Below are 17,466 nucleotides of genomic sequence, written 5' to 3' on the forward strand. Positions count from 1 at the left end.
CTCAAGCCTCACTGTTCCAGCCTCACTTCGGTCAGGTCGTACCACTCCTCGCTCGCCGAGACGAAGCCGGAAACATACGAGGCCAGGATGTACGGCGCCTTGTCGTTGACGATCGGCACCAGCGCGGAGTCGTCGCTGACGATGTTGTTGGCCTGACGCCACCACCGGCCGGCTTCATCCGGGTCGAGCGCAGTGATCGCGTTGTGCATCGCCTTGTCCAGTGCGGGGTTGGCGTAGTAGCCGACGTTGGGACCGTTGGGCGCCTGCAGTTCCGAGGACGTCACGATGTAGAGCCAGTACGGGCTGGTCATGCCCCAGGACATCTGCGCCATACCGACACCGTCCTGCATGCCCCGCGCCCACACACCCAGATACGAGATCCATTCCTGGGTCTGGATGTGCAGGTTGATGCCGATCTCCGCGAGGTTCTGCTGTATGAATTCCGCCATCTGGGCCGGCATGATCTGGCCAGAGCCGTCCGTCGAGGTGATCAGCGTCGTCTCGAACCCGCTGCCCAACCCGACCGAGGCCAAGAGCTGCCGGGCCTTGTCTAAGTTGCGCTGATACGAATCCCTGCGTTCGACGTAACCACCGGCCGACAGGGCTTGGACCCCATACGCCGGGTTCACCGAACCGCGTAGCAGTTCTCGAGCCATGCCTTCCCGGTCGACCGCGAGATTGATCGCCTCGCGCACTTCGGGGATCGAGGTGTAGCGGTCCTTCATGTTGAAGGACAGATACCAGGTATGCGGCGGGATGCCTTCGGACAGTTGATAACCCTCGCTGACCAGGTTGTCGATGCTGTCCGGATTCGGCACCGCGATCATGTCGACGTCGCCGGAGCGCAGTGCCGCCGTGCGCGCCGACGGGTCGGGCAGTGGCCGGAACACCACGCCGTCGATGCTCGGAACCTTGCCCCAGTAGCCGTCGTTGCGGACCAGGTCGATTCGCTCGCCCCGGATGCGTTCTTTGAACTTGAATGGTCCGGTACCGACCGGGTGATCGGCGATGTCGTCGCCGTAGGTTTTCAGCGCCGTCGGGCTGATGATGGCGGCAGATCCGTTGCCGCCCTGCGCCAACATCCGTAGGAACTCTGAGAATGGTTGCTTCAGGCGGATCTTCAATGTGTGTTGGTCGATGGTGTCGACCGACTCGACGAACTTCCACACGAAGCTGGTCTGACCCGCCGCCCGGGCCGAATATTGCGGGGAGTTCTTGTCCCACATGCGCCGGATGTTGTACTCGACCGCTTCCGCGTTGAGCCGGGTGCCGTCATGGAATGTCACGCCCTGGCGAATGTGAAAGGTGTAATCGAGGCCGTCCGGGGAGATATCCCAGGAATCGGCCAGGCCGGGCCGCAGCGGCGGCACTGTCGCCTGCGCCGACGGTATGGTCAGGTCCTCATCGACGAGCGGCTCGAAGATCTGGCGGTTGATTCGCCATGTCACCCAACCGCCGGCGACCTGTGGATCGAGAATGTCTGCCTCGGACTCGATCGCGATCACGAACACGTTTCCCGTGTGCACCGGCCCCCGCGAACAGCCGGTCAGCGCGGTGATCCCGACGATCGCGCTGACACCGGCGGCAAGAAGCCGTATAACCGTGCGCCGCACAGCTCTTTGCGGCTTTTCTGTCATCCGTGGATCCTCCGGGCAGGAGAAGGTCGTCGGAGTATGCACCGCACCACGGTGAGCAGTGGTATCCAACGTGTTCGAAATACACGCTAGGGACCGCACCGGGTCCGGGATATACGTCATCCGACGTAAATGTCGCCAAAGCCGTTACTCAACAGTGGATTACGATGCCATGACAGTGGCCCGGGTGACCCGTAAGGTCACCCGGGCATCGAATCGCCACCGGTTAGAAGCCGGCCACCCGAGCCGACGGGGGTGTCGCCGCGACGGCATCGACGAGTTCCAGTTCCGTGGCCTGCACCGCTGCCGCCACCCGGTTGGTCACACCGAGCTTGCGCAGCACCCGTTCGACGTGGGTGCTGACCGTTCGCGGCGACAAGTACAACTGATCGCTGATTTCGGTGTTCGAGAGGCCACCGCGCAGCAGCGCCAGGATCTCCTGTTCCCGTGGCGTCAGGCGAGCCCGCGTCCGGGCGCGCATCCGGGCCACATACTTCGTGAACAGCGGGCGCACCGTCTCGACCAGGTAGCGGCTGCGCGACGAGAACTCTGGGAGCTCCATGTTGCCCTGGCACAGTCCGACCACGTCGCCGGCACCGTCGTGCAGCACCATGAGGAAACCGTTGGTGAAGCCCTCCGGACGCAGCACGTTGGCACCGCTGTACGAATAGGCGAATTCCGGAACATCGTCCCAGTCCCACACCCGGGTGTGATCTGCGAACTGCCTGGAGAACTCCGGTTTCGCCTGAATGTCCGAGGTCAGATAACCCGCCACCGCCTCGGAGTAGCCGACCGAGTTGACAAGGCTGAAGCCCTTGGCCCCAGGCATCTTGTACGCCAGGAGAAACGTGTCGCACCGCGCCTCGAGGCGCAGAAAATCAATGGCTCCGCGGACGCGTACCTCAGTGTCGGTGGAGACCATGTCGGCGGCAATCGAGGCAAAGTCCCGTGTTTCGTTGCCCAACCTCATCATCTCGTCGTCCTCCGTCCATTCCACCGACCTGCGTACGGCTAGTCGACTACGAGCGGACGTCAACGAGGTTCAGTGCCTGTTTCTACGTTGTTAAGCCGCAGGTGAGTTATCCCACACCTGCGCGCGAGTGGTGTCCAGGAGTGTGCTCGGCAGCCTCTGGCCTGCACTACCCGTACCAGGTTGCTGCGGCTGTGCCGACGTTTCGGTGGAACGCCCCGGACCTGCGTGGCGTCGTCCTGCGGGCTCATCGGCCTACGTTATCGACCTCCGATGCCATGGGACCATCGGGCAGTTGACGGACATGTCCGCCAATGCGCTTGCTGTAGAGCCCTTTACGCAACGTCCCGGAATTGTTGGCAGGTATTCGTAACATGGTTGTCATGGCGAAAGCGGTGTTGTTCGACTTTTCCGGGACCCTGTTCCGTCTTGAAGAGGACGAAAGCTGGTTTGCCGGGATGGCTGTCGACGAACGTGAGGTCGACGGTCATGTGCAGGCCGAGCTGATGCGCCGGCTCACCGCACCGACCGGCCGGTCCGTCGAGATGTCCGATGAGCAGTACCATGCCTGGGTCAACCGCGACCTGGCCCCGCATCTGCACCGCGAGGCCTACCTGCATGTGCTGCGCGAATCCGGGCTCGCCGATCATCACGCCGAGGAGCTCTACGCCCGGGTGATCGACCCGGGCAGCTGGACCGCCTACCCCGACACCGTGAGTGTGCTGGCCGGCCTGCGAGCGCGCGGGGTGAAAACCGCTGTCGTGTCCAATATCTCGTTCGACATCCGGCCGGCGTTCCACGCCGCCGGAGCAGAGGTCGACGAGTTTGTGCTGTCGTTCGAGGTGGGTGCGGTCAAGCCGGATCCCGCGATCTTCCGGTCCGCGCTCGACCGGCTGGGGGTCACCCCGCAGGACGCGCTGATGGTCGGCGACAGCGAGGAGGCCGACGGCGGCGCAGAGGCGCTGGGATGTGGTTTCGCGCTGGTCGACCCGCTGCCCACCGCCGAGCGGCCCGACGGGCTGGTGACGGCGCTGTCAAGATTCGGTCTCCGAGCATAGGCTCCGTTCATGGCCCAGGAACGCATCCGTCCGCCGTGGTGGCTCAAGTACGTCAACAAAGTGATGATCGGGCTCAACAAGCTCGGTGTGGGCGGCGGCAAAGGACCGGTGGTGTTGACCGTGGTCGGCCGCAAATCCGGCAAACCCCGGTCGACACCGGTCACACCCATGACCGTGGACGGCCGGCGTTACGTCGTCGGCGGACTGCCCGGCGGAGACTGGGCCGCCAACGCCCGCGCCGCCGGCGAGGCGACCCTGAACCAGGGCCGCCGGGCCCAGCGCGTACGCATGGTGGAAATCCCCACCGAGCAGGCCCGGCCGTTGCTCCGGCAGTTCCCCGTCCTGGTGCCCACCGGAGTGGGCTTCATGAAGAACGCAGGCCTGGTCACCGGACCGAATCCCGATGAGTTCGAAGCACTGGCCGGCCGCTGCCCGGTCTTCCGGCTCGACCCTGTCTGACTACAGGTGCGGGGCCTCCTTGATCTTGCTGTCCTGCTTGCCCGCCGTCTGACAGAACGTCTGCACCGACAGCCGGGTGCCGGTGATCTCAAGCTGGGTCGCGTCGGCGCCCTTCTCGTCTTTCAGCATCTTGGCTACTGCGTCGTTCTGCGTCTTCTCGTCCTGGCCGATGAAGTCCTCACACGCGGTGTCGCCGCCCGTCACACTGGGGGAACAACCGACGAGCATCGCGCCCGCAACCAACCCCGCAAACAACACACCTGCTGACCGCCGCATCGTGGCCCTCTCTGTTCGTGGCGCGTGGTACGCACCATCGCGCCGCTTCATACCCTCCGGTGTTGCTTCCGAAACCTCGATCCGACGGTGCCGGACAAACGCCGCCATGCCGCCGTTCTACAGTCAAGCAGGTGAGCGCTGACAATCCGTTCGATCCAGCAATCTGGAAGCCGGTGGCCGGCTTCGAAGATTTGACCGACATCACCTATCACCGTCACATCGCCGACGGTGTCAAACAGCCGACCGTGCGGGTGGCCTTCGACCGACCCGAGGTGCGCAACGCGTTTCGGCCGCACACTGTCGATGAGCTGTACCGGGTGCTCGACCACGCCCGCATGTCATCGGATGTGGGCGTGATCCTCTTGACCGGCAACGGCCCGTCCCCCAAAGACGGCGGCTGGGCGTTCTGCTCGGGTGGGGATCAACGCATCCGTGGGCGCACCGGATACCAGTACGCGAGCGGGGAAACCGCGGAGACCGTCGACGCCGCCCGCGCAGGCCGGTTGCACATCCTGGAGGTGCAGCGGTTGATCCGGTTCATGCCGAAAGTGGTGATCTGTCTGGTCAACGGCTGGGCGGCCGGTGGCGGGCACAGCCTGCATGTGACCTGCGACCTGACCCTGGCCAGCCGTGAGCATGCCCGGTTCAAGCAGACCGACGCCGATGTCGGCAGCTTCGACGGCGGCTTCGGCAGTGCGTATCTGGCGCGGCAGGCCGGGCAGAAGTTCGCCCGCGAGATCTTCTTCCTCGGCCGCACATACGACGCCGAAACGATGAAGGCCATGGGTGCGGTGAACGAGGTCGTCGACCATGCGAACCTGGAAGCCGAGGCGCTGCAGTGGGCCGCGGAGATCAACGGCAAGTCGCCACAGGCGGTCCGGATGCTCAAGTTCTCCTTCAACCTGATCGATGACGGCCTGGTCGGACAACAGGTATTCGCCGGTGAGGCAACACGATTGGCGTACATGACCGACGAAGCCGTGGAGGGCCGCGACGCGTTCCTGCAGAAGCGGGACCCGGACTGGAGCGATTTCCCGCGGTACTACTAGTGATTTGTGGAGTTTTAGCCGCGGCCAGCACGGGTAAAACTCCACAAATCACTCGGCTTCGGCGGCGCGGCGCACGTCTCGGTTGGTCTTCATCAGGCTGACCACCGTGGTGACGGTGAGCGTGGCGACGATGAACAGCAGCGACGTCACGGTGCCGATCTCGGGCAGGTGGAACGATCCGAACTCGTCGAGGTGCGAGCCGTGCAGCGCTTCGATGATGAGCTTGAGACCGATGAAGCCGAGGATGACCGACAGGCCCTTGCTGAGATACACCACCTTCTCGAGTAGGCCCTCGATCAGGAAGTAGAGCTGCCGCAGCCCCATCAGGGCCAGCGCGTTGGCCGTGAAGATGATGTAGGCGTCACTGGTGAGCCCGAAGATCGCCGGGATCGAGTCCAGCGCGAAGACCACGTTGGCCATGCCGATCGCCGCGATGACGATCACCAGCGGCGTGAGCATGCGCTTCTTGTCGACGCGGGTCAGCAGCCTGCGGCCGTCGTAATCCTCACTGATCGGCAGGATCCGGTGCAGGAACCGCAGTACGGGGTTGTGGTGGAAGTCGGGCTCCTCGTCGGAGTCCTCGAGTGCCAGCTGGATCGCGGTGTAGACGAGGAACCCGCCGAGGATGTAGAACACCCAGCTCGCGGCCGCGATGGCCGCGGCCCCGGCGAAGATGAAGACGGCGCGTAACACCAGTGACAGCACGATCCCGATGTAGAGCACCTTGTCCTGCGCCAGGGCAGGCACCGAGAAACGGGCCATGATGATCATGAACACGAACAGGTTGTCCACGCTCAGGCTGTATTCGGTGATGTAACCCGCGAGAAACTCCTGCCCCGCCGTCCCCGGCAGGAAAATGAACAAACCCGCGGCGAACAGGCCGGCCAGCCCGATGTAGACGAGCACCCACCGCACCGCGTCCCTGGTGGTGACAGTCCGTTGCCGTCGGGCGATCACGACGAGATCGAGCACGATGATCGCGAGCAACACCACCACGGTGATGGCCCAAACGAGCGGGGAGACAACAGAAACCACGATCAACCTCCGGACGGCACAAGGCAACTGTCCGGAGGTCTCTTCCGCCCGCGGCCTCGGCCGGGACCGGCACCGCCGGGACGGCCAAGGGGCCTTCCGTGATGACGACGATGCCGCGCGAGGAATACTCCCCTCCACGAACTCGCAAAACTATAGTCCGCCGAGCAGAACGCTGCCAATCGACTGCCGATCGCGAAAGCGTTGCCACCTAAGGGTTCTCAGGAGGCAGACAGGAATCTCCCAGACTCAGGGGCGGAACCGGGTCTGACCGTGTGGCGACTTGGCGAAGGCCAGAATCTTGGCCGGCGTCACCCTGAACACGTACGCACGTGTGCCATCGGGATCGAACACCTCCGCGTCGGCATCGAAATCCCAATCGTCGCCGTACTTCTGCCGGTAGTCGTCGGCAAGGCCGGTCAGCGTAGCCTGCCCGGTGACACGATCGGCGTTCCCCTCGACAATGACGTCGAGCCCGGTATTCCACGTGTTGACGCCGGTGGTGACGGCGACGGACGCACCATGCTCGAGATTGCGGGCCTTCTGCTCAGAGAGGCCGGTGCAGAAGACGAACGTGCCGTCGGTCCACACCCCCACCAACGGCGTGACATGTGGGCGGCCGTCAGCGCGCACCGTGGTCAGCCAGTAGAGCTCGGCGCTGGTGAGCGCGGTCGTCACGGTCTGCCAGTCGGCCGGTTCGGTGGCCTCGCTGAATCGCTGGTCAAGGGTGCCGGGAATCGTCATATCGGTACTGACTCTGCCGAGGACGCCGACTCATCGCTGGCGCGTCGACGCGCTGCGGGTGGAAATCTAGGCCACCTAAACTCGCCACATGAGTAAAAGCCCGCTGCGGCGGCTGTCCGATCAGCTGCTGCTGACCAGCATGCGGCCCCCGCTGACCGAACGGCTCGGTGCCCGCGACGACATCGACATGGCAGGCAAGCGCATCCTGCTGACCGGGGCTTCCTCGGGTATCGGCGAAGCCGCCGCCGAGAAGCTGGCGGCCAAGGGCGCCACCGTGGTGGCCGTGGCCCGCCGTCAGGAGCTGCTCGACGACCTCGTCGCACGGATCAGGGCCGCCGGCGGGGACGCGCGTGCCCACGCCGTCGACCTGTCTGACCTGGACGCGATCGATGCGTTGGTCGACAAGGTGGAGCACGACTTGGGCGGGGTCGACATCCTGATCAACAACGCCGGCCGCTCGATCCGTCGGCCGCTGGCCGAATCACTCGAGCGCTGGCACGACGTCGAGCGCACCATGACGCTGAACTACTACTCGCCGCTGCGACTGATCCGCGGGCTCGCGCCCGGGATGCGCGAGCGCAAAGACGGGCACATCATCAACGTCGCCACCTGGGGCGTGATGAACGAGTCCTCCCCGCTGTTCTCGGTCTACAACGCGTCGAAGGCCGCGCTGGCCGCGGTCAGCCGGGTCATCGAAACCGAATGGGCGGCCCAGGGCGTGCACTCCACCACGCTGTACTACCCACTGGTCAAAACCCCGATGATCGCGCCGACCCGCGCCTACGACGGACTCCCCGGGTTGAGCGCGGGAGAGGCTGCCGACTGGATGGTCACCGCGGCCCGCACCCGCCCGGTCCAGATCGCGCCGCGCATGGCGGTGACGGCCAAGGCCATCAACAGCGTGGCGCCCGGCCTGGTCGACGCGGTGATGAAACGTCAGCGAGTTCAGCCGACGTAGATTTCAGATTTCAGGGCCGGGTGATGCTGCGCGGGGTCAACGCCAGCGACCGGACGTGCTTGGCGATGGCACCGAGATTCGTGGTCCACACGTCGGAGTGGTCGAGCACATAGCGCATCAGGTCGTCGAGTTCGGCGGCCCGTGATGCCCGCCCGGACAGGAACGGGTGATTGGTCAGCACCCAGCACGCGCCGGCCCGGCGCAGCGCAGCGAACTCCAACTGCCACAGTTCCCGCGCCTTGCGTGGGCTTTCGATCAGTCCGCTGCCTGCGATGTCGGGCAGGTAGCAGTATTGCTCCCAATCGTCGAGCGCCCATTGGATCGGAATCTCCACCAGCGACCCAGACCCGACCGCGAGCTCGTAGGGGTGGTCGGCGTCCATCAGGCTGGAGTCGTAGAGAAATCCTCGTTCGGCCAGTAATCCCGGTGTGCGCCAGGACAAATCCCACATCGGCGCGCGGTAGCCGACCGGCCGCACCCCGGCGACCTCGGCCAGGGCCTCCAGCCCACGGTCGAGTGCCTCGATCTCCTCGTCGAGGCTCAGCGCGGTGGGTTGCTCGTGCAGATATCCGTGATGGGCGATCTCGTGCCCGGCGGCCACGATGGCCCGCACTGCCTGCGGGTACCGGTGCGCAGTGTGGCCGGGCACGAAGAACGTCGACGAAATCTGGTGCCGCTCCAGCAGATCCAGGATGCGCGGGATGCCCACCAACGGGCCGTAGGCCTGGTGGGACATCACGCTCATCCGGGCCGCGGCAGCCTCGTTGCCCCACAGCACCGCCGACTCGGCATCCACATCGAACGTGAACGCCGCGGCCGCGGATCTGCCCGAAGGCCAGGAAAACTCAGTGGTCATCGGCCATCAGGGTAATGAGCTCATAGCCGAGGTTGGCCGCGGCCACCGCAGTGACCTCACCGCTGTCGTAGGCGGGCGCCACCTCCACCACGTCGGCTCCCACGATGTGCATGCCGCGCATCGCACGCAGCACCGCGACCAGCTCACGGCTGGTCATGCCGCCGATCTCCGGGGTGCCGGTGCCCGGCGCGAAGGCCGGATCCAGCACGTCGACATCGATCGAGACGTACACCGGATGCTCGCCGACCCGGTCCCGTATCCGCTCGATGACCCCGTCGACGCCGATGCGGTCGATATCGCGGCAGTGCACGATCGTGAACCCGAGCGACTCGTCGTCGAGCAGGTCCTGCTTGTCGTAGAGCGAGCCTCGGATGCCGATGTGCGCGGAGCGGTCCTTGACCAGCAGACCCTGCTCGGAGGCCTGCCGGAACGGGGTGCCGTGGGTGCAGGGCGCGCCGAAGTAGGGACCCCAGGTGTCGAGGTGGGCGTCGAAATGCACCAGTGCCACCGGACCGTGCACCCGGTGCATCGCCTGCAGTGACGGCAGTGCGATGGTGTGGTCCCCACCGAGAACGACCACACGTTGCTCGGGCCGACTCAGCAGTCCCGCGATGCCCTCGCGGACCTGATCCACCGCCTCGGCGATGTCGAACGGGTTGGCCGTGATGTCGCCCGCGTCCACCACCTGGGCGGATGCGAACGGGCTGACATCCATCGCCGGGTGGTAGGGCTTGAGCAGGCGTGACGCCTGACGGATCGCGGCGGGTCCGAAGCGGGCGCCCGGCCGGTAGGTGACACCACTGTCGAACGGCACCCCCACCACCGCGATGTCGTAGTCCGGCACCTCGTGACGCTGCGGCAGCCGCGCGAATGTGGCGATGCCGGCGTACCGCGGCACCACCTGCGCGTCGACCTGTCCGAGCTTGCCCGTCGCCGACCGCACGTACGGCTGACTTTCCACCTGATCCCCTTCCGTCATGACTTCATGCCCTCGCCCGGGTGGACCCGCCGTTGCAGGCGATCACCTGACCGACGATCGCTTCCACCTCGAAATCGGCCAGCAACCGCACCGCGGCGCTGATCTCCTCTGGAGAACCTATGCGGCCCAATGGGATCGACTCCGCGTACCGGGCATGCACGGTCGGCAGATCGACCCCGGCAGCATCGGCGTCGACCTGCAGCTGCGGCGTGTCGGTCACCCCCGGCGCCACCGCGTTGACGATGATCCGTTCGGGCGCCAGCTCGCGGCCCAGCGTCTTTACCAGGGAGATCAACCCGGACTTGGCCGCCGCATAGGCGGTGGCCTCCGGCCAGCCGGTGACTCCCCATTCGCTGGTGATCACCACGATGCGGCCTTCCCCCAGCCGGCGCATATGCGGCAGCACCGCCTGCACCAGATGGAAGGTGCCACCGAGGTTGGTGTCGACAACGCGCCACCAGTCCTGTTCGTCGTGTTCGAGCAGCGGCGCCATCGTCATGTAGGCGTGGTTGGCGACGAGGACGTCGAGGCGTCCGGTTTCCGCCACGACCGCATCGGCGATCCGCGCACACGCGTCCGGGTCGGAGACGTCACCTGGCGCGGGCAGGCCACCGATTTCTTCGGCCAGCGCAGCCAGCGTGTCGGCCCGAATATCGTTGAGTGCCACCGTCGCACCGTCGGCAGCGAGCCGCCGGGCGTGGGCGGCGCCCATCCCCTGTGCCGCGCCGGTGACGAGGACGACGCGTCCTTGCAGCGAGCTCATATCACCGCTCCCGAATTGACGTTGACCACATCACCGACGCTGAACGTAGCGTCACACACCAGGTACTCCACGCAGCGCGCCACCTCGGCCGGGGTGGCCAGCCGGCGCAGGGGCAGGGTGGCCAGGTAATCCGTTGCACGCCAAGGTGAATCGGCGGCCAGCAGCGGGGTGTCGGTCGGTCCGGGGGCGACGGCGTTGACCCGGACCCCACGACCGGCGACCTCGGCGGCCAGGCTGCGCACCAATCCGATGATCGCCCCTTTCGCCGCGGCGTAGTGCGCATCGTGCTCACCGCCGCCGATCGCGAGTTCGCTGGCCACGGCGACCACGGCCCCGCGTCGGCGCTCCAGCATGTCGGGCAGGCAGGCCCGCGCGGCGTTGAACAGTCCACCGAGGTGCACCCGCAGCATGCGCTGCCAGGCCTGGGCACTGATGTCGGCGAACGGCGCCATCTCGTAGTACCCCGCCGACGTAACCAGTGCGCTGACCGGGCCGAGCTCACGCCGGATCTCTTCCACTGCACCCGAAACCGCTGCGCCGTCGGAAACATCCACGGCAAGAACATGATCGGCGTCTCCCCGGCCGGACAGGTCCAGCGCGCCGACCCGGTATCCCCGCCGTCTGAGCACCTCGACGATCGCCGCGCCGATGCCGCTGGCGCCGCCCGTGACGACGGCAACCGGTGTCTCAGTCATGCGCGATCACCTTCCTGTCAGCGCCCTCGTCGACCGCTTCGATGTCGTCGATCACCGCCACGGGCACGATCCGGCGTCGGACCGTCAGCAGAATCGCCAGGCCGATCACCCCCAGCACGACCACGCCAATCCACACCGACCAGTCCAGGTAGCGCTGTTCGAATGCCGGTCGCGGCCAGGCGATGTTGAGGAACTGCAGCACCGCCCACACCACCGCCACCGCCGCGACCGGCAGCGTCGCGCGGCCCAGCGAGAACTTCGCGGGCGTCCAGGCGCGGCGCACCACCACCACCAGGAACCCGACCAGCGGGAACAGGAACGCCAGGTAAAAGCCGCCCGCGGTGAAGTTGACCATCAGCGAGTAGACGTCGCCGGCGACGATGGACAGCAGGAACAGCCCGCCGCCGACCACCGTGGTGATCAGAATGGCGACCATCGGGATGCGGGCGGACCCACGCAACCGGGCCAGCACCGGCGCCGCAGGCAGTGCACCGTCGCGCGCATACGCCCAGATAACCCGTGACGCCGAGGTCTGCAGTGCCAGGAAGCTGGCCAGGAATCCGATGACGAACAGCACCTCGACAGGCTTCGCGATGCCGTGACCAAGTGCCGCGGTGAGGGTTTCGTACACCGGATCGTCCACGGCACCCGCGGCGACCGCGTCGAGATCCGGGATGGCCAGGATGATCGCCAGGCTCGAGTAAGCGACCACCAGCGCGATGAACGCCAACGAGAACAGCACCGCCTTGGGCAGATCGCGGCGCGGCTCGTGCACCTCCTCGGCGATCGAGCCTGCACTTTCGAAGCCGACGAAGGACCAGCCGATGAAGGCCACCGCCATCAGGAACGGGCCACTCAGGTAGGCCCAGGTGTCCAGCTCGCCACCGCCACCCTGGAAGAGCACCGACAGCGAGTTCTCGCGATGGAACAGCAGCAGCCAGGTGCCCAGCACAACCGAGCCGATGACCTCGGCGAGGATGCTGGCCATCATGAAGATCTTCAGCGCCTGGCGCCCGGTCAGATTCACCCCGGTGCCTGCGAGCAGGATGACCAGCGCGATCAGCGCGAGCGTCGTCCCCGAGGGGGCCTCGATACCGACGATGTTCGCCACGAACCCCGCGGCGCCGAGCGCCACGGTGGCCATCGCGATCACCAGTGTCCACATGTAGACCCAACCCGCGAACCAGCCGTAGGACGTGCCCAGCAGCCGGCGTGACCACTGGTAGATCGAACCCTCCAGCGGCCAGCGCGACACCAGCATCGCGAACACCAGCGCGACCAGCAGCTGGCCGCCGAACACCAGCGCAAAACCCCACCAGAAACTCGGTCCCGCTGCCGACAACGCGAGACCGAAAATGCCGTACAACGCGACGATCGGTGAGATGAACGCGAAAGCGAACGCGAACGCCGACCACAGCGAGAACTCCCGCCGCAGCACCTGCGCTTCGTCAGCCTCGGGTGGCAATGATGTCATCGTGCACTCCCTTGATTCGTTGGAGGAACTATCACGCTCGGGCCGTGCCGACGCCAAGCGTTCAGGGCGAAGACGCTGCGAACACACCGTCACCCCACCCCGACGTTGGAGGATCCAACAACGGACACCGGCACTGCGGTGACGACGGCGTTACGCTCGGCTCATGATCGAGCCGCACCGCAGCGACGTGCCGGCCGCCGAGGACCCCGACCGCACCGATGTGGCGCCGACGCTGCGAGATCTGCTCGGGTCCGATCTGGGCCTGCTCGCGCCCGATGACCTCGCCGGTGACCTCGACCGGCCGATCAGCTGGGTGCACACCACCGAGCTGCGTGATCCGTCGCGTTATCTGCGGGGCGGGGAGCTGGTCTGCACGGTCGGGATCAGCCTGCAGACCGCGCACGACTGCGGGCAGTTCGTCGAGTCGTTGTGTGGCTCCGGTGCGGCGGGACTGTGCTTCGGCACCGGCGACGTGCACGACACCGTCCCGGAGCCGCTGATCGCCGCGTGTAGCACCCACGGCCTGCCCATCCTGATCGCCCCGCCCGATGTGCCGTTCGCCACCGTGAGCCGCTTCGTCGCCGACTTTCAGTTCGGCGGCGAAATAGCCGTCGCCCGGGCCACCAATACCCTTGTGCCCGAGATGCTCTCGTCTCAACGGCGGCGCGAGTCAGTGCGCCAGCTGCTCGACCGGGCCGGGCGGGTACTGGGCTGTTACTTCCTGCTCGAACCCGATTCCATACCCGATCCCGCCGCGGTGACCGTCCCGGTCGACGGGCTCGGCGCGCTGGTGTGGGTGGGCCGGGGTGACCCGCCCGAACCCGCGCTGCTGGACATGATCGCCCGGTTCGTGCTGGCCGCGCAGGGCGAACGCGATATCGAATCGGCGTTGTCCCGCGAGCGCGTCGGGCAGCTGCTCTCACTGGTGGAGCGACGCATGCTGCTGCCCGACGCGTTGAGCCAACTGCTGGACTGGCCTGCCATGACCGCCGGCGAGCTGGCCTGCTCGGCCTGGCCCGCGGGTGCAGGCGCGCTGCTGTCGATGGCGTTGCCCGACGCGCTCATCGGGGACGCACCCGAGGTCTGCCTGGTGCTGACCAGCGGCGCCGATCCACTCGCCGGTATCGCCGCCGAGCTGTCACTGCCATCGGGACATTCCGCGCCCGGCCCGCTCGCCGAGCTGGGCTCGGCGATCACCCAGGCCCGCATCGCCCTGGATCTGGCCCAACAGCACGGCGGCAGCGTCGGACCCGATCAGCTGAGCACCTTCGACAGCCTGCTCGAAGGGCTTCCACTCAACCGGCTCGCGCCGTTCAAACACCAGCTCATCGACCCGTTGGAGGAGATCGACCGCGACCGCGGCACCCAACACATCCGCACCCTGCGGACGTTCCTGAGCACCAACGGCTCACTCGTCGACACCGCCCGGGAGCTGTTTCTGCACACCAACACCGTGCGGCACCGGCTGTCGCGCGTCCACGAGATCACCGGCCGCAACCCGCTGGCCTTCGACGATCAGACTGCGTTCGCCATCGGTTTACGGGCCAGTGACCGGGCGCGCCGCCTCGCGGGCCGCGCGGACTGATCCGTGTCGCGGCCCGGCCCCGGCCGCGAGCGGTGGTAGACAGGCACCATGGAGATCCTGGCCAGCAGGATGCTGATCCGGCCGGTCGATTACCCGAAATCGCTGGCGTTCTACCGCGACGGGATCGGACTGGCCATTGCCCGTGAATATGGCGCGGGCACAGTGTTTTACGCCGGGCAATCGTTGATCGAGATCGCCGGGCACCACAGCCCCACCGAGTCCGGTACGTTTCCCGGCGCCCTGTGGTTGCAGGTGCGCGACGTCTACGCCACCCAGTCCGAGCTGGAAGGCCGCGGCGTGCCGATCGCGCGGGCCGCCACCCAGGAGCCGTGGGGCCTGCACGAGATGCAGGTGACCGACCCTGACGGCGTCACGCTGATCTTCGTCCAGGTGCCCGCGACGCATCCGCTGCGCCGCGACACCCGTGACTAGTCAGTGCGCCGTGGCCGCCAGCGGCCAGCCCACCGAGGCCAACCGGGCCGCAACCTGCTGGATCTCTTCGGGATTGGGTTCCTTTGCGATGACCTGATGCACGGCCTCGCTGATCTCCGCGTCGGTGACCGGGGTGTCACCGTCGTTGGCCCGCAGGACGGTCTGTGCGGCCTTGATGACCTCCTCCTCGGACAGCGACCGCTTCAGCAGCGCCAGGAGCGGGAAGTAGTCCGTCGGCGGCACACCCTCGGGGTAGCCCCGGTGCAGCCATCCCAGCACGCTGTCCAAAAAGCTCGAGTTTTCAGTCATGTGCCGCCTCAGCTCACTTCTTGGCCAGGAAGGGGAACAGGTCCACGCCGGTGTGGTGGATAATCGTGGTCCGGGTGATCCACAGGATCGCGAGCACGATCACCGCGCCCACGATGGTGAACAGGAGCACGCCGAGGAACCTCAGCGCCGGGTTCGGTGCGTTTGCGGTGCCATCAGCGTTGGCGCCACCGCCGCCGCGGGAGTAGGACACCAGCCCGGCCGCGAACATCGCGGGCAGTCCGGCGCCGAGGATCAGCCCCACCACCAACACCTTGAAGACGGCTTCCAGATATGTCATCAGCGAATCCTTTTGGTCTGTACGGCGATCAGACTGCGGCGGTGTCCGAAGCGGACGTGGTGGACTTGGTGGCCTCCCGGACCTCGGCGGGCACGACCGAGTTGGTCGAGCCGTCCCAGTCGGCGTTGACGTTTGAGCTGTCCACCTTCTGCTGCTGTGCCCGCCACCACATGTAGAACGACAGGCCCACCAGGATGAGGAAGATCAGGCCGTCACCGACCAGCGGTGTGGTGAAGCTGGCGACACCGTGGGACAGCCAGAATGACAGGGCGCCAACGAGTCCCGCGGCCGGCAGGGTGACCAACCAGGCCAGCGCCATGCGGCCGGCCACTGCCCAGCGCACCTCGGCGCCGGGCTTGCCGACACCGCTGCCCAGGATCGAGCCGGTGGCGACGTGGGTGGTCGACAGCGCCATGCCCGCAGCACTGGAGCTCAGAATGATCGCGGCCGAGGAGGCTTCGGCGGCCAGGCCCTGCGGCGACTCGATTTCCACCAGTCCCTTGCCGAGAGTGCGGATGACGCGCCAACCGCCGAGGTAGGTGCCGAGACCGATCGCCAGCGCACAGCTGAAGATGATCCAGAACGGCAGGCCGTTCTCCTTGACGTCACCGGTGAGGTGCCCGGTGGTGATGAGGGCGAGCGCGATCACGCCCATGGTCTTCTGCGCGTCGTTGGTGCCGTGCGAGAGCGCGACCAGGGACGCGGTGGCGATCTGGCCCCAGCGGAAGCCCTGCTCGCGGTTCTTCTTCGCGACGTTGCGGGTGATGCGGTAGACCAGCCAGGTACCGCAGCAGGCGACCAGGCCTGCGATCAGCGGTGCGGCCACCGCGGGGACCAGCACTTTCTGGGTGACCCCGGACCAGTTGACCCCCGCCAGGCCGATCGCGGCCAGGCCGGCGCCGATCAGGCCACCGAAGAGCGCGTGCGAGGAGCTCGACGGGATACCGAACAGCCACGTCAGCAGGTTCCACAGGATGCCGCCGATCAGGCCGGCAAAGATGATCGTCAGCCCCGTCGACGCGTCGATGTCGGGCAGCAGGGTGCCCGTCTTGCTGTCCTGGATCTTGAGCACCGATGTCGTCACGGTGAGGGCGACCTCCACCGAGAGGAACGCGCCGACCAGGTTCAGCACGCCCGCGAGCAGGACCGCGGTCTTGGGCTTGAGCGCACGCGTGGCGATCGACGTGGCCATCGCATTGCCGGTGTCGTGAAAGCCGTTGGTGAAGTCGAAAGCAAGTGCCGTTGCTATCAGCAGCACCAAGATGACCAGCTCTGCGCTCATACCGCTAATTCTGGTGGACACCGGTCGCTTTTGACCAGCCGGTAGACCACCTAATCGGCGCCCCCCATCAGGCAATTCAGAAACCCTCGACATGAGTTCATTCAGTGTTCATCTTCGCGCCCCGACCTGTTCGCCGCCCGTGAGGCCCCGGGTCCGGACAACGGCTAGGTTCACTGCGAGCCGGGACACGGCGGACCGGCACTACCATCTAGGCAGACACCGGTGCAGTCGTGACCCGGATTACCCACTCGGTTGCAATCAGGAGTTGGCGCAGTGAACGCATTTCTGGCCAAGATCGCGGCCTGGCTGAATGCCGGTTACCCGGAGGGCGTGCCGGGTCCCGACCGCGTGCCGTTGCTTGCCCTGCTGACCCGTCGCCTCACCAACGATGAGGTCAAGGCCGTCTCGCAGGATCTCATCGACCGCGGCGAATTCGATCACATCGACATCGGTGTGCTGATCACCCAGATCACCGACGAGCTGCCCCGGTCCGAGGACGTCGAGCGGGTGCGCGAACGTCTTGCCGCGAAAGGCTGGCCGCTGGACGACCCGCGCGACGCCGAGAGCGGCGGGGACGAGCCGCGCGAAACCGGGGGGCCGACATAGCCATCCT

General features: G+C 66.4%; 20 protein-coding genes. 7 read left to right on the forward strand and 13 right to left on the reverse strand.

All coding sequences use genetic code 11. The annotated features are described in order from the left end of the window. Positions 1-8: 8 nt before the first annotated feature. The gene (locus M1247_RS11280; RefSeq protein ID WP_317156404.1) at positions 9-1,637 is read right to left on the reverse strand and encodes an ABC transporter substrate-binding protein; all 1,629 of its coding nucleotides are present in this window, start codon (positions 1,635-1,637) and stop codon (positions 9-11) included. Positions 1,638-1,860: 223 nt separating this feature from the next. Beyond that, positions 1,861-2,631: a response regulator transcription factor gene (locus tag M1247_RS11285; RefSeq protein WP_317156405.1), complete on the reverse strand. Its 771-nt coding sequence runs from the start codon at positions 2,629-2,631 to the stop codon at positions 1,861-1,863. A 347-nt stretch (positions 2,632-2,978) separates the two neighbouring features. On the opposite strand from M1247_RS11285, the gene M1247_RS11290 reads away from it, so the two are divergent. Both M1247_RS11290 and M1247_RS11295 read left to right on the forward strand, forming a co-directional pair. Beyond that, complete coding sequence (locus M1247_RS11290) at positions 2,979-3,662, forward strand: HAD family hydrolase (RefSeq protein WP_317156406.1); 684 nt, start codon at positions 2,979-2,981, stop codon at positions 3,660-3,662. A 9-nt stretch (positions 3,663-3,671) separates the two neighbouring features. After that, positions 3,672-4,121 (forward strand): nitroreductase family deazaflavin-dependent oxidoreductase, encoded by a 450-nt coding sequence (locus M1247_RS11295; protein ID WP_317156407.1) that lies wholly within the window; start codon positions 3,672-3,674, stop codon positions 4,119-4,121. On the opposite strand, the gene M1247_RS11300 is transcribed toward M1247_RS11295, so the two are convergent. Beyond that, positions 4,122-4,397, reverse strand: coding sequence for a hypothetical protein (locus M1247_RS11300; RefSeq protein WP_317156628.1), 276 nt, complete (start codon positions 4,395-4,397; stop codon positions 4,122-4,124). A 131-nt stretch (positions 4,398-4,528) separates the two neighbouring features. On the opposite strand from M1247_RS11300, the gene M1247_RS11305 reads away from it, so the two are divergent. After that, a complete protein-coding gene (locus M1247_RS11305) occupies positions 4,529-5,446 on the forward strand; it encodes a 1,4-dihydroxy-2-naphthoyl-CoA synthase (protein ID WP_317156408.1) in 918 nt (305 codons plus the stop codon). Positions 5,447-5,494: 48 nt separating this feature from the next. Here M1247_RS11305 and M1247_RS11310 read toward each other — a convergent pair whose 3' ends face one another. After that, positions 5,495-6,481, reverse strand: coding sequence for a TerC/Alx family metal homeostasis membrane protein (locus M1247_RS11310; RefSeq protein ID WP_317156409.1), 987 nt, complete (start codon positions 6,479-6,481; stop codon positions 5,495-5,497). Positions 6,482-6,727: 246 nt separating this feature from the next. Continuing rightward, on the reverse strand, positions 6,728-7,222 hold the full coding sequence (locus M1247_RS11315) for a pyridoxamine 5'-phosphate oxidase family protein (RefSeq protein WP_317156410.1): 495 nt from the start codon (positions 7,220-7,222) through the stop codon (positions 6,728-6,730). 88 nt (positions 7,223-7,310) lie between these two features. Here M1247_RS11315 and M1247_RS11320 point away from each other — a divergent pair, with 88 nt between their 5' ends. Next, a complete protein-coding gene (locus M1247_RS11320) occupies positions 7,311-8,180 on the forward strand; it encodes an SDR family oxidoreductase (RefSeq protein ID WP_317156411.1) in 870 nt (289 codons plus the stop codon). A gap of 10 nt (positions 8,181-8,190) precedes the next feature. Here M1247_RS11320 and M1247_RS11325 read toward each other — a convergent pair whose 3' ends face one another. From M1247_RS11325 to M1247_RS11345, 5 genes are read right to left on the reverse strand one after another with little or no spacing between them, the layout of a single operon-like run. Continuing rightward, positions 8,191-9,036: a polysaccharide deacetylase family protein gene (locus tag M1247_RS11325; RefSeq protein WP_317156412.1), complete on the reverse strand. Its 846-nt coding sequence runs from the start codon at positions 9,034-9,036 to the stop codon at positions 8,191-8,193. Further along, positions 9,026-10,015: an agmatinase gene (gene speB / locus M1247_RS11330; RefSeq protein WP_317156413.1), complete on the reverse strand. Its 990-nt coding sequence runs from the start codon at positions 10,013-10,015 to the stop codon at positions 9,026-9,028. Before speB ends, M1247_RS11325 begins: the two co-directional genes overlap by 11 nt. Positions 10,016-10,019: 4 nt before the next feature. Next, complete coding sequence (locus tag M1247_RS11335; RefSeq protein ID WP_317156414.1) at positions 10,020-10,778, reverse strand: SDR family NAD(P)-dependent oxidoreductase; 759 nt, start codon at positions 10,776-10,778, stop codon at positions 10,020-10,022. Then, positions 10,775-11,473, reverse strand: coding sequence for an SDR family NAD(P)-dependent oxidoreductase (locus M1247_RS11340; protein ID WP_317156415.1), 699 nt, complete (start codon positions 11,471-11,473; stop codon positions 10,775-10,777). The genes M1247_RS11335 and M1247_RS11340 overlap by 4 nt, the downstream gene beginning before the upstream one ends. Further along, complete coding sequence (locus M1247_RS11345; protein ID WP_317156416.1) at positions 11,466-12,947, reverse strand: APC family permease; 1,482 nt, start codon at positions 12,945-12,947, stop codon at positions 11,466-11,468. The genes M1247_RS11340 and M1247_RS11345 overlap by 8 nt, the downstream gene beginning before the upstream one ends. A gap of 163 nt (positions 12,948-13,110) precedes the next feature. Here M1247_RS11345 and M1247_RS11350 point away from each other — a divergent pair, with 163 nt between their 5' ends. Both M1247_RS11350 and M1247_RS11355 read left to right on the forward strand, forming a co-directional pair. Beyond that, positions 13,111-14,532 carry a PucR family transcriptional regulator gene (locus M1247_RS11350; RefSeq protein WP_317156417.1) on the forward strand — a complete coding sequence of 474 codons (1,422 nt, stop codon included), beginning with the start codon at positions 13,111-13,113 and terminating at the stop codon, positions 14,530-14,532. 48 nt (positions 14,533-14,580) lie between these two features. Further along, positions 14,581-14,964, forward strand: coding sequence for a VOC family protein (locus M1247_RS11355; protein ID WP_317156418.1), 384 nt, complete (start codon positions 14,581-14,583; stop codon positions 14,962-14,964). Here M1247_RS11355 and M1247_RS11360 read toward each other — a convergent pair whose 3' ends face one another. The 3 genes from M1247_RS11360 to M1247_RS11370 are packed head-to-tail and all read right to left on the reverse strand — an operon-like array spanning position 14,965 to position 16,853. Continuing rightward, positions 14,965-15,273 carry a DUF3349 domain-containing protein gene (locus tag M1247_RS11360; protein ID WP_317156419.1) on the reverse strand — a complete coding sequence of 103 codons (309 nt, stop codon included), beginning with the start codon at positions 15,271-15,273 and terminating at the stop codon, positions 14,965-14,967. 13 nt (positions 15,274-15,286) lie between these two features. Further along, the gene (locus M1247_RS11365) at positions 15,287-15,571 is read right to left on the reverse strand and encodes a hypothetical protein (protein WP_317156420.1); all 285 of its coding nucleotides are present in this window, start codon (positions 15,569-15,571) and stop codon (positions 15,287-15,289) included. Positions 15,572-15,599: 28 nt separating this feature from the next. Then, complete coding sequence (locus M1247_RS11370; RefSeq protein ID WP_317156421.1) at positions 15,600-16,853, reverse strand: inorganic phosphate transporter; 1,254 nt, start codon at positions 16,851-16,853, stop codon at positions 15,600-15,602. 273 nt (positions 16,854-17,126) lie between these two features. On the opposite strand from M1247_RS11370, the gene M1247_RS11375 reads away from it, so the two are divergent. After that, positions 17,127-17,459, forward strand: a complete 333-nt coding sequence (locus tag M1247_RS11375) for a DUF3349 domain-containing protein (RefSeq protein ID WP_317156422.1) — start codon at positions 17,127-17,129, stop codon at positions 17,457-17,459. Positions 17,460-17,466: the final 7 nt, after the last annotated feature.

Source organism: Mycobacterium appelbergii (genome assembly GCF_032883035.1).
Classification (GTDB): Bacteria; Actinomycetota; Actinomycetes; order Mycobacteriales; family Mycobacteriaceae; genus Mycobacterium; species Mycobacterium appelbergii.